Origin of the sequence: Paenibacillus sp. FSL W8-0919, from assembly GCF_038003785.1 — a bacterium.
Lineage (GTDB): Bacteria > Bacillota > Bacilli > Paenibacillales > Paenibacillaceae > Paenibacillus_AQ > Paenibacillus_AQ lactis.
Genome location: NZ_JBBOPV010000001.1, coordinates 1 through 12,870, shown reverse-complemented (window position 1 = coordinate 12,870; position 12,870 = coordinate 1). Strand labels below are relative to the sequence as shown.

At 42.5% G+C, this 12,870-nt stretch carries 13 protein-coding genes and 1 pseudogene; 10 read left to right on the top strand and 4 right to left on the bottom strand.

The window, feature by feature from the left end:
- Positions 1–175 precede the first annotated feature (175 nt).
- Positions 176–658 carry a hypothetical protein gene (locus NST44_RS00070; RefSeq protein ID WP_244869183.1) on the top strand — a complete coding sequence of 161 codons (483 nt, stop codon included), beginning with the start codon at positions 176–178 and terminating at the stop codon, positions 656–658.
- Positions 659–807: 149 nt separating this feature from the next.
- Here NST44_RS00070 and NST44_RS00065 read toward each other — a convergent pair whose 3' ends face one another.
- Positions 808–2,475 carry an outer membrane protein assembly factor BamB family protein gene (locus tag NST44_RS00065; RefSeq protein ID WP_340897190.1) on the bottom strand — a complete coding sequence of 556 codons (1,668 nt, stop codon included), beginning with the start codon at positions 2,473–2,475 and terminating at the stop codon, positions 808–810.
- 523 nt (positions 2,476–2,998) lie between these two features.
- Between NST44_RS00065 and NST44_RS00060 the strand changes: the two genes are divergently transcribed.
- The 3 genes from NST44_RS00060 (at position 2,999) to NST44_RS00050 (ending at position 5,522) form a co-directional block, all read left to right on the top strand.
- Positions 2,999–3,733 (top strand): SMI1/KNR4 family protein, encoded by a 735-nt coding sequence (locus tag NST44_RS00060; protein ID WP_340897188.1) that lies wholly within the window; start codon positions 2,999–3,001, stop codon positions 3,731–3,733.
- A gap of 150 nt (positions 3,734–3,883) precedes the next feature.
- Complete coding sequence (locus NST44_RS00055) at positions 3,884–5,056, top strand: WXG100 family type VII secretion target (protein ID WP_340897186.1); 1,173 nt, start codon at positions 3,884–3,886, stop codon at positions 5,054–5,056.
- A 19-nt stretch (positions 5,057–5,075) separates the two neighbouring features.
- Positions 5,076–5,522 carry a contact-dependent growth inhibition system immunity protein gene (locus NST44_RS00050; RefSeq protein ID WP_340897184.1) on the top strand — a complete coding sequence of 149 codons (447 nt, stop codon included), beginning with the start codon at positions 5,076–5,078 and terminating at the stop codon, positions 5,520–5,522.
- A gap of 396 nt (positions 5,523–5,918) precedes the next feature.
- Here the strand turns inward: NST44_RS00050 and NST44_RS00045 are convergent.
- Positions 5,919–6,029, bottom strand: a pseudogene (locus NST44_RS00045) (putative holin-like toxin); the annotation flags it as partial.
- Between the two features lie 53 nt (positions 6,030–6,082).
- Here NST44_RS00045 and NST44_RS00040 point away from each other — a divergent pair.
- Both NST44_RS00040 and NST44_RS00035 read left to right on the top strand, forming a co-directional pair.
- The gene (locus tag NST44_RS00040; protein ID WP_340897182.1) at positions 6,083–6,427 is read left to right on the top strand and encodes a hypothetical protein; all 345 of its coding nucleotides are present in this window, start codon (positions 6,083–6,085) and stop codon (positions 6,425–6,427) included.
- Positions 6,428–6,745: 318 nt separating this feature from the next.
- The gene (locus NST44_RS00035; RefSeq protein WP_007131131.1) at positions 6,746–7,249 is read left to right on the top strand and encodes a C40 family peptidase; all 504 of its coding nucleotides are present in this window, start codon (positions 6,746–6,748) and stop codon (positions 7,247–7,249) included.
- A 324-nt stretch (positions 7,250–7,573) separates the two neighbouring features.
- Here the strand turns inward: NST44_RS00035 and NST44_RS00030 are convergent, their stop codons facing one another.
- A complete protein-coding gene (locus NST44_RS00030) occupies positions 7,574–8,959 on the bottom strand; it encodes a helix-turn-helix domain-containing protein (protein ID WP_210095351.1) in 1,386 nt (461 codons plus the stop codon).
- 205 nt (positions 8,960–9,164) lie between these two features.
- On the opposite strand from NST44_RS00030, the gene NST44_RS00025 reads away from it, so the two are divergent.
- Positions 9,165–9,719, top strand: a complete 555-nt coding sequence (locus NST44_RS00025) for a hypothetical protein (protein WP_340897176.1) — start codon at positions 9,165–9,167, stop codon at positions 9,717–9,719.
- Between the two features lie 211 nt (positions 9,720–9,930).
- A complete protein-coding gene (locus NST44_RS00020; RefSeq protein ID WP_340897174.1) occupies positions 9,931–10,356 on the top strand; it encodes a DUF6157 family protein in 426 nt (141 codons plus the stop codon).
- A 227-nt stretch (positions 10,357–10,583) separates the two neighbouring features.
- On the opposite strand, the gene NST44_RS00015 is transcribed toward NST44_RS00020, so the two are convergent.
- Positions 10,584–11,453 (bottom strand): alpha/beta fold hydrolase, encoded by an 870-nt coding sequence (locus NST44_RS00015; protein ID WP_340897172.1) that lies wholly within the window; start codon positions 11,451–11,453, stop codon positions 10,584–10,586.
- 150 nt (positions 11,454–11,603) lie between these two features.
- On the opposite strand from NST44_RS00015, the gene NST44_RS00010 reads away from it, so the two are divergent.
- A complete protein-coding gene (locus NST44_RS00010; RefSeq protein WP_213614874.1) occupies positions 11,604–12,299 on the top strand; it encodes a MerR family DNA-binding transcriptional regulator in 696 nt (231 codons plus the stop codon).
- Positions 12,300–12,317: 18 nt separating this feature from the next.
- Positions 12,318–12,722, top strand: a complete 405-nt coding sequence (locus NST44_RS00005; RefSeq protein WP_340897168.1) for an MmcQ/YjbR family DNA-binding protein — start codon at positions 12,318–12,320, stop codon at positions 12,720–12,722.
- Positions 12,723–12,870: the final 148 nt, after the last annotated feature.

The following is a 12,870-nucleotide window of genomic DNA, read 5'->3' as shown; positions in this document are numbered from 1 at the left end:
TATTTAATTATTCCTATAAGGTTAATATGGATTTGATTATACTTCCCGATTTTGGATTCGTCAACCGGAAATGTGCGAGTCCATGGAAGAGGTTATGTTAAAATATGGTGTAATGCAAATTCTCTCTTACGGAAAATACGTACTTGAGTGAAGATGATGTGTAGGAGTGTTTTATATGAACAAAAAAATAGTCTTGTTGTATCTTCTTCTTGTTACGTTGCTCATAACCTCCTGTTCGCCAAGAAACCACGATCGAATAGAAGAAGAATCCGGCGCGTTGGAGATAGTAAATATATATTTGTACCGTAAAGACTCCGGTCGCGTACAACCCGAACTGATCAATGTACAAAGTGATCCTGATTTGCTAAAGACTGCTGCACAATGGGCAAAGAGTGGGGAGGCTGAAGAGTTGCCTAATGCCCAAGAAATAAAACAAATGTATGTCTTTCAGTTTCAATTTCGGAACGGAGATACCATCCAAGATGTGTATTATATGTACGTTACGGACACGAGTAATAAGCAGTACATGAAGGAATTTGAAGGGAGTCTTAAAAAGGATACCGACAAATTTGACGATTTGGAAAAAGAACGGATACTAAATTTAATTGGACTTGAGAGCTGGAAAAAGGTTTCAGCATCAGACTTATTAAATTCGTGATCGTTACGTGGTAATCAGGGCGAATCTTATATAGACATGAAATGTGTGGGGACAAGAGTGTCTAATATATTATATGGTTTTGGGACGTTCCCCGTATATCACCCAAGGGTGCAATAACTAATATGAACCGCTCCCGCTGGAGGATGTGTTCATTCAAAGGTCACAACTCCAGCACAGGTTTCCGTATTTGTGTTATAGTCATAGAATGTGACCTTCAGATCAAGACTCGAGCCTTCCATAACTGAATACTCGCCCGAATCCAGTTTGATAGACCCGAAGACGGGATCGAATTCGTCCGTATCTTCAGGGAATACCGTGACGTTTATTCTGGCAGTGAAACCCTCATACGTTGCTTCGACATAGGTTTGTCCCGGCATATGCCCCGTGATCCGGCCCAATGCATCGACATCTGCGATGGCGCTGTCCCCCGCGATGTATACTGCTGCGCTGGACAAATCATCCTTGACCCCGTCGGAATAAACTGCTTGAAGCACGGTTGTGACGCTTGCGCCTGCTTTCAATTTCTTCTCCTTATCCGTAAACGAGATACCCGTTAGCGTACGTTCCGCTGGCGGCCGGGCCTCGGAAGGAGATACCTTCATCAGCTGAAATTTATTGTCGTCCCCCCGCAAAACGGTTCCAGAGAAAATAAAGCCGCCGTCAGGGGTTGCTGCTGCGGTCCCAATGTTGTAAATTGGAGCCCCCTTAAACAATTCCCTGCTGATAAACCCGCCGTACGCGTCCACGTTTACCACATTGTATTGCTGTCTCCAATCCAAAGCGCCCTTAGTAGTATGTCCTCCCAACATGACGTAGCCGTCTTTTGTCTGGAGCAGGCGATTAAAGGATTCGGAATTCGTACCATCGCGATATGTTTTCTCCCATTGTACCTGTCCGTTCGAATCGGTTTTGGTAAGAACAGTTACACGTTTACGATCCATATATTTGGAGCTTAAGATCACATAACCTCCATCCTCCGAAGCAATAATCGATTGGCCAGTCCAGCGGCTGCCTGGGTCAGCGAATTGTTTCAACCAGACCTGTTGGCCTTGATCATCAATCTTCACCATCAGCAGCGCATCAAGTTCTTTCGATTCATATTCGACATTGCCTCCAAAGCCAACAGCGATATAACCGCCGTCAGTCGCGGGGATCAGATCGTATATAGAGTCGGCAGTACCCGAAAAACGGTACCTTTTGTACCACAGCGTCTCTCCGTTTTTATCGATTTTTGTAATATTCGGTGTTTCATAGGCGACACCTCTTGAAATCCCTGTGCCGGCAATTAAAAAGCTGCCGTCGTCCGTTTCGACTATAGCTTCCGGGGTATTAGAGAATCCGTCATTGACCAGAGCCTTCTCCCACAGCACATTCCCCGATGAATCCAATCGGACTATGAACAACTGGTGGATGGGTTCACCGTCTCCCCTCGCTGAACCTACAACAAGGTATCCTCCGTCTTTTGGTTCAATGGCCAGATATGCCGTGCTGTTGTCCGAATTATTTTTCAGTTTCTGTTCCCATTCCACCTGTCCTTCCGCATCAAGCTTCAGAATATAGGACTTTTGAAACAAAGACCACTGCCAATCCTCCGGTCCAACCTTTTCCTTCTCGTATATGCTTCCTAAGGCTAAGTAGCCGCCGTCAGAAGTCGAGATCACTCCTTTCCCGGTGGAGTTGCTTCCGTAATCCCTGGACCATTCGACAGCTGATTGCACCTCTTCGGCAGCCGCATGTCCCAATCCGGACAGAAACCCAAACGTCAGCAGCACCCCGGCAATGCATACCGTAATAAACCGCGAAAAGATTCTTGTCATAATCAAACCCCTTTCGATACAAATGATGTATTTGACTTGAGAATTTGTTGATATCCTCTGTCAAATTCATTATTCATTTGATTCTAAGGTGTTGGTATCCCACAAACTTCATAATTCCCTACTGCATTGGAACCATCTTCCATATTTTGAATCTAATAATAAGTCGTGCTCATGGGACTAAAGGGAATACCTTCATGACTCTTTCCTTGCTATGAAAAAAAGAAGCCGGCGGATCCGCCGGATTTCCTAATATTTGTTCACCCGGAAGTTCGAAAGCATCACTCTATGAAAACGTAACAAGGGTGCTGGATCTTTGATAGAATGGTTTTTGACGAAAACAAATTATCCAAAGATAGGGGCATTCATTAGGTGTACGCTACCCCCGCAATCTTCAGCAAAATCAAAACTAAAGAAACCGAATAAACCAGATTGGATTCGTTGTGATCGGTGGAAGAAGGCTCTCTAGTAGGGAGTTCCGGAAGCTTGTTTAAGGATGTAGACGTCGAGGAGGTTGACTCAATTAATGAAAGCGACAATCGAAGGACTTCTCCGTGTATTAGGGGAGCATCATAAGGAGGCCCACGGCATTCCGGAAGCGGACATCCAGGCCAAGGAACAGAGCCTTGGCTTTCGGTTGCCGGTGGTCTTGCGGGATTATTATAAGAATTTGGGACGTTCCCCATATATCACCCAAGGGTGCAATAACCAATATGAACCGCTCCCGCTGCAGGATGTGTTCATTCCGGATAAAACGTTTTTCACGACAGACAAGGCATTCCTGGTCTTCTATCAAGTGGAGGAATCCGTGATCTATTGCGGGATCCGCATTCAGGATTTGGAGAAGGAGGATCCACCAGTCTATCTCTGCGCGTGGAACTCACCCGACTGGCAGCTGGAAAACCGGTCACTTCAGCATTTTCTAGCTGGTAAGGCATTTGTGCAGTTGGGCGTCGAGGACCGGCTGCCGTATTGGGCCATTTTCGATGAGAGCATGTGGGGCTTGTCCGACTATTGCAGCAGCATGCATTTGGAGCGGGAGCATGAGATTGATGAGGGGTCAGAACTGAATGCATGGAAAATCTACGTAAAGGATGATGTGCTGATTGTGTTCGAGCTCTACGTATCCGAAGAGGAAACGGATGACGTGTTGGCTGTGTACCTGGCGTCTTTCGAGCGAGCCAATTTGGGGAAGCTGTTGAGCGGGATGGGGCGAGCGGCCAATTTGCCTGCGTTTCGATCGAATCAATCAGAATCGTGATGATTCTTGTGTAGTACGTTGCAGATTTGGCAGTTCTGATAGGCACTTTCGGCTGAGCGAAGCTGCGTATAAGAGAGGACCTTGGAACCTTTTCCAGTTATTTGAAGTAGGGTAGAATGACTATCTAGCAAATGATGAAGAGGTTGAATTATGTCCAAAATCCTTGTGCCTCCTGAGGTGCTGCTGTCGGTGTCAGAGCAGTTCAATCGAGCCTCCAATCAGTTGGAGGCGAATTCAAACACGCTGAACCAACACATTCAGATGCTGGCGTCATGTTGGGACGGGACCACGTGCTCGCGTTTTTATTATGATTTCCAGCAGGCGTATCGCGACATGAAATTGACGATTGAGCATATGCAGGTGACTTCTCAGGAATTAAAAAAAATTGCTTATAAATTCATGCAGGTCGACAATGAGCAGGGAAACTTAGACCCTAGGTGCGCATCTCCACAGACCCTGAACTCTTTGGGGATGAGCAATGTCCACTATGAAAAGGCCATCAAGGAAAAATCGTTTGGAGACCATGTCAATGAACTGGGAATGGAATTTAAAGCATTCGGCGTGGGAGTTCAGGCAGCTGCCGCCGAGATGTGGGACTCAGCTAAAGATACGGCGAACGCCTTGATCGAGGAACCGGTCGAGACTGGGAAGCAGATGGCATACAATGCTACGATCGGGACCGCGGAGGAGATTGTAAAGACAACGATTTGGGGTGCCAAAATGGCACTTGATATCGGTGACACCCGCGAGAAATTCGGTGAGGAGGTCCAGGCGGAGCAAGAACTAATCAATGAGATGGGCACATCGACCTACCTGGGTCAGCAGGCTGCCATGATTTTCGGCGGCTTTGCCTTGAAACGACTTGGTGTCAAGGATACGCCTAACCTCAAGAAAGATTCTGGTGGCGATGGGGGTAAGGGTGGAGCGGGGACTGGTGATCTTAATAGGGTAATCTCAAGTATTGATGATTTATCGGATTCTTCCAAATCAATGATTACCACTAGTCAGAGGGCAACTTTGAATCAACAGGAAAGAACATATTCGCATTTAACCGCAATGGATTTAAAAGGAGCTCAGAGGGACTTAGATGGTAACCCAGTTCCAAAACCAGGTGGAGGTTATTATGATCATGCTCAAGAAGTTTCCGATGCATATCGTGGTTTAGTAGATTTGAAAAAAAGTTGGGAAGGAATGCTTAAAAATCCCAATTTAGATACTGAACTTCGCCAACTTTACACGTCAAAGTTGAATGAAGTAAATAATACAATGAAAAAGATAGAAGATATGTTTGCTCCCCGCGGGGGAGTGTTTCCACCAAAATAATGATTGGGGCTATGTAAATATGTACGATAGAAAGAAGAAGTTAAAAGAGTTTTTATCTGATGACGAATATGAGGTTATAGTACAAAATGCAACGAATTTTTCCGATATGCCACTGCCCGTATGGCACCTGGAAATTGCGAAAAAAAGTCTAAGTGAGTTGTCAAATTTTGATCTAATTCGCTGTATTCGCCAAGATGTTTTTACAAACTTAGCAACGTATGAAATTATTGAAAGGATTGATGAAAATAATACTCCTTTCTATGCTGATATTGATTCGCTGGAGCTAATGGAAAAACTATCGTCCGTTAGTGGGGAAATTCTCTCGACACATAAGGATAAATTAAATAGAATGATTGAAAATATTAAAAAAAAGAATTTAATAGATTTAGCAGATGTTTGGATGTTTGATGAACAGAAGGAAACGTACCAAGGTTATGTTGAAACGATAGAAAGAAAAATTCATTAATGTAAGGATATGATTTTTGGCAGGGGCTACCCAGTGCCGAAAGAGCCTTACATTTAACTATAACGCATATAACCCATATGGTATAATGACCGATGCCCGTCTCGCATCACACACTGCGAGAGATAATGCAAATGCTCGTCCCCCTTTAGAAGAGATCTTGAGGGGGGTAATGGTTTTGCTGGAGGGTGCCTATCATAGACAGCCCTCTTTGTTCTTATGGAAATCTTGGACTATTCTGTAGTAACAATACCAGGTAATATAATGGTACAATATGTAATTAATAATGTGGAGTGAGGATGCAGCTAGCATCCTCACTCTTTAACAACAGCCGCTTCTAAGGGCAGTAGGCAGTTAGAGGGACTAGAAATAGGTCGTTATCCCATCCACGGGCGGCCTATTTCTTTTGTTTTGGTTCAATGCTAAGACAATTGTTACGACCAGCCCGATAAGCGTGACAAGTAGCGAACCGAACTGGATCATTAATGTCAGAGCATCCCTTTCATAAATACGGTATAATTTACTTCCTATGATTTACAGAAATAATGGAAATGGGGTAGAAAATGAAAGAAGTAAAATCCATTAAGTTTTCAATAACATTTTTTCTTATTCTTATTATTTGTTCGGCATGCCTGAGCACTAAGGAAGAAGGGCCAAGTGGAGCTATTTTATTAGATGAATTAAAAGGCTTGTCTGAAAAGGGTGTATCACTGAATTGGGATGATTTCAACAAATACTCTTTTGAGGACATCGGTTCAGGAGTATATATAAGAAAGTATCAAATCGAAGGAGGACACGAGTTATTTATTACAGGTAAAAGCCTAAAGACTCTTCCGGAGAAAATTTATATTATCAATAAAAATGGTAAGGAATTATCTCTTGCTCAGGATGATTTGAGCGTTTTATAGCCGCATGATAGCGGCTTTTTTATTTTAAAGATACAGGATCTTCTCAACTGCTGTTTAGAAATGCGGTCACGAAGTCCATTCCACATGACCCGGATGTTTTATCAGATCGTAAAGAATTTTCTCGAGGAGTTTAAATTAGTGACTCCTATCTTTCGAATAGGCCAATTCATTGGTGAATGAATACATTTTTTAGAGAGCATATTTGCATATAAACGAATAACCAAACCTTTTGTTTGGTTTTGAATAATCTGTAGCATTGCAAAAAAGGTACATGTCACCATTTGTTGATCTATTTTTGAATCTGGAGGGGAGGAACTTATGGCACAGCCGAAAAAAATAAATACGCATGAAAAAATTATTATTGCTGGAATGAAGCATATGAGTAAACCATACAGGTTGGGGGCTGAGCCGTTTCAGACCAAAGAGTTTGATTGCAGCTCATTTGTACAATATCTTTATAGCCAAGTTGACGGGATTCTTCCTCGTACTTCCAGGCAGCAGAGCCTGATCGGCAAAAAAATAAAGAAAGAAAATATTCGAAGAGGAGATTTATTGTTTTTTACCAGTCGGGCCCGATATTCAAAAAAGGGCATTGAAAGGATAGCCCACGTTGCTATTTTTATTGGAAACGACAAAATGATACACTCATGTAAAATGGGTGGTGTCGTTATATCGAAATTATCAGATGTCATCAATAAAAATGATAACAAACGCTGGGATGATTATTATTTATTCGCGAAACGAATATCAAAAGATGAATTGCAAGATCTAATCACAAAACCTCAGGAAAACGCTAGTTCCAAGTTAAAGGCTAAACAGTAAACCCAAATCTTGAAATGTAATAAATTAAGGGGACCATGAAATAAAGCAGAAAGAGCCGTATATTTTCAAATTCCGATCTGCAAAAAACTCGTAAGCCCTAATGATACTACCAGCCCTTGCACAGACTCTTCCTCTAAGCAGGCGATGCTGTGGCTCAGCTAGAAACCACGGCCCTCGAGTGAACTGCCCCCCCAATGTTAGATGATGTCTAACATTAGGGGGGCAGTTGAAATCTCTATTAGAATCGGCTGGTTTTCTTCACTCAAGCATTCAAATGAAGTTACATATTTCTCAATTATACCTTGAGGCCCCGTAGGTAGTGATTCAAGAAATATTTCTTTTCCTGGACCAAGAATCGCCTTCCTTCCGAATTGCTCCATACCGTTGAAGAATGGATGGATTTAATTTGGGCCTTAGATGCTCCATCGTGGTATTGCACCTTACGATGTTGACCGGATTATTGATGCGATAGGAAACTTCAAGACCGTCCAAGAGATACTTCGTTCCTTTGAGGAGGTTGTTCTTCCGTAAATAATAGTCGCCGACATCGATCAGGAAATTGGCAAAGCGGTCATCGATGATATGTCGGGTGTAATTGCCGATGATTCCCCCAGGGCGGAGATGCTCTTCAATGAGCTCCTCAAATCTTTCGAGATAGGGATCCACCTCGAAATGATACATGTTAGCCGCTTGAATGATTTTAAACAACGCTTTTAAAATTTCGTCCTCGTGAGCAGCAATATATTCAATGTACGGTTCAAGAACATCGATATTCCCCTTCATGAGGCGGTACAAATAACGGTTGCCTCTGGCCCATTCCCGAAACTGTTCCTTGGTCTGTTCAGCCTGTTCGTCGGTTTCGATAATCCAGCTCTGGTCCTCGTAGCGGGATAAATAGTAAAGGGCTAGATCATAATCAGCGTTTTCTGCTGCTATCGAACCTAATAACAAATCGGAGTACAAAATATAGCCGAACAATGGTTTTACTGGCTCAAGTTGTCTCCGGTTTGTCTTGATTTGGCTATGCTTCTGAGCGTACAACATTCTTGCGATCCGCCCCATTTCCTGGGCATGCGTCTTGGCTTTGTTCCATTTGCGTAAGGATAATAACGTGTTGGTCAGGTCTTTTAAAGCATCTAATTGCACGCCTTCGGGGACTCGCCGGATATAAGCTTCAAACTGAATGGCGCAGTGCAGGTTATTCTCCTGGTTCTCATTTAAGGAGCAGGTAAAAATCCGGTATTGGCACAAGCCAAGCCGCTCGGCGTGCTGGTACTTCTCACCGTCAGCCACTTTTTTGTATATGATTAGGGGCGCTTCCCGTTTCCCTTGCTGGAATAGTTCTTCCGCACAATCAAAGAGCGGTGCAGCGTAAGATGGATAATCCATCATCATATCGACTGCCTGTGCGACGCAGTCTAGTTTTCCTAGCTCGGCACAGCGCATGATAAAGGGTCCAAGCCGCCGCCAGTTCAAGGATAATTCGTTTAAATATAGATCATAAAAAAATCCTTCTTCTACATCCATAGCTCTTGTAATGGAATCAAGGCTTGAAACGGACAAGGCTTGTTGTCCCTTGATAAACCGGCTGAGCGTTCCCGAATTAATGCCTGCTCGATTGGCAAAAGAAGTGATGCTTAATTGCTCCTTCTCTAGGTATCGTAATAGCTCCCTACTGATCGTAGCCTCTGTAGGTAACAAGAATATCATCCTCCGACCTCGTTATTCCAGAATTTAGGAAATGACTTATATAAGTAATTTAACGCATGATGGTAACTTTAATCAACCATTATTTTGTTTGAATACAATAAGCTATTAAAAACAAGTGAGGTGCTTAATTCTGAGGACTTTTGGAGATAAGAACACATTTGCTATTCAGTATGAGTTTGAAGTTAATCCTTTTAATGAAACCAGTTTGACTGGTGAAACATGGGGGAAGTTTGAATTAATTGTTCGTGGCATGGACGTCTGTCGATATAAAAGACTGAATAGCGAAGCTACCTATCAATGGAATTTGATATACATTGTCGAATGGTTTAGCGAAAATTTAAAGTATATTTTGAGTGAAGAACCATTCCCCTTCCCTGTTGAAGGACAGAACTCACTTGAACTTTTGAATAATAGTCTGTTGTTTGAATCAGACAACGATGATGAGTTTGATGCATGGTTCGATACAAAACAAGAATGGGAGTATAAGCACTCTTGGTTTTCAAATAGAGCAGGTTCATTTTTGCCTGATGTACTTTTCAGAAGGGTTAACGATAAAATAGAGATTGCTTGGAATAATGAATCAATTTACTCTTCGGAAGGAATATCATTTATTAATCCAACTGGAATTGAGTACGTATCACTTGGGATATTTGAATCTACCGTCAAAAGTTTCATTAAGGATTTCTTAGATAATCTTCTGCAAAATTCTAAAAATAAATGTGATGTAGAAGAAGTTTATCAAAAGTTCTTCATCTTCTAACCAATAACACTTCTAACCCATGTAATACCCGGTATAGAGGATAACGGGACGAAAGCGATTCAACATTCGACCATCTTGATCTCGTTCGAAATCTTGCTCTATCTTTGCCGTAATAACTGACCGATTCTGTCAGGAATAAAGGGTTATAATAGATGTTAGAAAATTCGATGTGTGATGAGCGAAGCTATACATCGGTTCAGGAGGAACGAAGATGGAATGGAATTACTATGATACGTTTATTACCGTTGCCCCGGATTGCCCCGCAGAGAACGGAACGAAGCCTCCGGACAAGAAAAGCGGAAAAACCAAGCCGGGCATCGAGTTTGAGTTGCTTGAGAATCATCCGTACGTCTATACCCAGGAGGAGCTCCTGTTCGAAGTACATATCCGGCACAAGAACATTCCGGAAGCGGAGCTGGCCGAGAGAAGGGAGCAGATTCGAGAAGCGTTTTTTAGGAAGCCGCAACCATGCTTGAGAGCATCCATGCTCCCGAAAAAATACGGATGGGGTCTCCATTTCAATGCGAAGGGGCAAATCGCGATCGTTCCGGTAGAATCTCCGGACTACCATCGCTTCGTGGAAGGGGCGAACGGAAAGGTGAAGCTGCTCGCCGCCATGAGGAACAAGAAGAAGTGATTCGGTACAGCGGCCACGACGATGTCTAGGTGACTTCTATTGGTCTGGATTTGATGATAAGGCCGTGGCTGAAGCTGCCTATAAAGCCATGAAACCAGAATTCCTCAACCAGACGGGCTTCCAAAGCGGTCAACATCTTGGAAAATGGAACTATACATATAAAAGGGCAGCCGATGGAACTCGATCGGCTGCCCTCTTGTTTTTTAAAATCACCAACAATTTTTTAACTACTTCAAATGTTTAATGAACCAAGCCTTTATCAATGGCAGAACCGTTGCAGGTTGCATGGCTTTGGTGTGATCCATATCCTTTCCTTTTAGGATTTCTATATCCCATCCAAGCTGTTCTAATTCTTCTTTATTGTTTTGAAGTATACCGATAATATCAACTGTGACATTGCCGAAGTTTTCTCCATAAACGATAGTGTCTTTTTCCCCGGCAAACGCCAATCTCGGAATAGCTAATTTATGTTGAATTTCCCGATCATCAAATTCCATTAAATGTTCGTACATTGTAACAAACTGTTTAGTTTGATTCGTGTCGATCTTTACTTGAATGTTATCCCAATCGACCTTTTCTGGACTGATTTGGCTTTGTTCATCAACAACGGAAGCATTTTGATTGCTTAAAGCTTGTTTATATGTTTTATTTGTCACAACCATCATTTCTTTATACGGACCATCTATTGGCGGAAAGCCACCCATGATTAAGCTTTCTAGTCTGTCTGTCCGAATAGCTAATTGTAATCCAACCAAAGCCAACCAAGAGTAACCATAATAGCTAAACTTCTTAACGTTCATTTCATTAGCAATGGTTAGTATATCTTTTACAATGCTTTCAGGGGTGAGATTCTCTGGATTCGGATGTTGTAAACGGTGCCCTTCGTAGTCGAAGTGTAGAATCCGGAACTTGTCCATAAGTCCCTCAACAAAATGCTTTCCTAATTCGGGGTCTACTCCCCACAGCTTTAAGTGTTCGGCATCCTGTCCATAAACGGATTCTTTAGCAACCGGAAGCATGATGGTGGGAGAGTTTGCATTTCCTACTAGACCAACTTTTAGCTCTGTTCCATCCGTAAGTTTTATGTTCTTTTCCATTTTTATCACTCCTAAACGGTTCATACGACCATCATATAACATTCATGCAATCTTTCGGTTTTCTATTTCCCGCCCTTTATATATTGGGGCTTTATTGGAAAATATGTTATTGTAGCACTTGAAGGTCTTACTTTAAAAAGGAGGTAATAGATGGAGACATATACCCCTAAACAAATTGCAAAGACCTTAAATGTCAGCACCACAACTTTGCGAAGGTATGAAGAACTAGATCTCATTCCTGCCGTACCGAGAACAAAAAGTAATCACCGTTTCTATACAGCGCAACACTTCCAAGCTTTTATTACGATTAGGGCCTTGTTGAAAGGATATGACATCCCTATTGTTTACGAAGTCATGAGACTGAGTAAAAATGCACGATATGAAGAAGCCCTTTGGTTAGTTAATGAACAGCAATATCATATTCAAGTGGAGAAGCAGCGAGTCGAAGAAATACTTACGATGATACAGAATGCCGATTTTACCAAATATAAAAATGTAAAACTAAAAGAATATATGAGTATTGGAGAGGCTGCCCAAATAGCGGGCGTAAATACTTCAGCTATCCGGCATTGGGAACATGAGGGATTAATCCATTCGGAAAGAAATAATGAAAACGGTTATAGACTGTTCTCGATATCTCAGCTTCGCAAAATCCTGGTCATAAGCAGCTTGAGGAAAACCGTTTATTATATTGAAAATATGAAGAGTTTATTGAATAATTTGGACAACCAAAATTATGATAAAGTCGAACGTTCCTTTCAATTGGCTTTGGAAAATTTAAATAATCAACTAATGCTTCAAATGAAAGGAATCGCAGAATTGATAAAATATATAAGGGAATTATGAGTTGAGGAAGTGGTGATCATGGTATTTCATACCTATACGATAGGGGGGAGAGCGATTCAACCGTCCGACCATCTTCATATGGTTCGAAATCTTGCTCTATCCTTGCCGGCCGTAGAAGAGGGGACCTCTTACGGAACCCCCGCATATCGCATCAAAGGAAAGTTATTGGCGCGTCTGCACGAAGATGGGGTTACCCTCGTACTAAGAATGGACTACGAAACGCGGGACTTCTTGATGCAGTTCGATCCCGATGTCTATTACATCACAGATCATTACCGCAACGCTCCGTATGTGCTTGTGCGCCTTTCGGCCGTCGACCCGAAGGAACTGCTGGAGCATCTCGAACGAGCGTGGAGATCCTGTGCACCAAAGAAGCTTCTGGATGGGTACAGCCCTAGTTGGAGTTTCGAATCGGAATCTTAGTGCTGCGTGTAAATGCAAAAGCGTTTAGCCAGCGCCTTAAATTGTGTTTTAATATAACTTATACTTCTCAATCTAGAATCACACTCGGTGGCATTATCATACTAAAGATAATTGGAAAGATCATAAGGGAAATGTTGACCGGTATCAA

Coding starts and splice junctions, on each gene's coding strand:
- NST44_RS00070 (WP_244869183.1), top strand. CDS start 176: ATGAACAAAAAAATAGTCTTGTTGTATCTTCTTCTTGTTACGTTGCTC.
- NST44_RS00065 (WP_340897190.1), bottom strand. CDS start 2,475: ATGACAAGAATCTTTTCGCGGTTTATTACGGTATGCATTGCCGGGGTG.
- NST44_RS00060 (WP_340897188.1), top strand. CDS start 2,999: ATGAAAGCGACAATCGAAGGACTTCTCCGTGTATTAGGGGAGCATCAT.
- NST44_RS00055 (WP_340897186.1), top strand. CDS start 3,884: ATGTCCAAAATCCTTGTGCCTCCTGAGGTGCTGCTGTCGGTGTCAGAG.
- NST44_RS00050 (WP_340897184.1), top strand. CDS start 5,076: ATGTACGATAGAAAGAAGAAGTTAAAAGAGTTTTTATCTGATGACGAA.
- NST44_RS00040 (WP_340897182.1), top strand. CDS start 6,083: ATGAAAGAAGTAAAATCCATTAAGTTTTCAATAACATTTTTTCTTATT.
- NST44_RS00035 (WP_007131131.1), top strand. CDS start 6,746: ATGGCACAGCCGAAAAAAATAAATACGCATGAAAAAATTATTATTGCT.
- NST44_RS00030 (WP_210095351.1), bottom strand. CDS start 8,959: ATGATATTCTTGTTACCTACAGAGGCTACGATCAGTAGGGAGCTATTA.
- NST44_RS00020 (WP_340897174.1), top strand. CDS start 9,931: ATGGAATGGAATTACTATGATACGTTTATTACCGTTGCCCCGGATTGC.
- NST44_RS00015 (WP_340897172.1), bottom strand. CDS start 11,453: ATGGAAAAGAACATAAAACTTACGGATGGAACAGAGCTAAAAGTTGGT.
- NST44_RS00010 (WP_213614874.1), top strand. CDS start 11,604: ATGGAGACATATACCCCTAAACAAATTGCAAAGACCTTAAATGTCAGC.
- NST44_RS00005 (WP_340897168.1), top strand. CDS start 12,318: ATGGTATTTCATACCTATACGATAGGGGGGAGAGCGATTCAACCGTCC.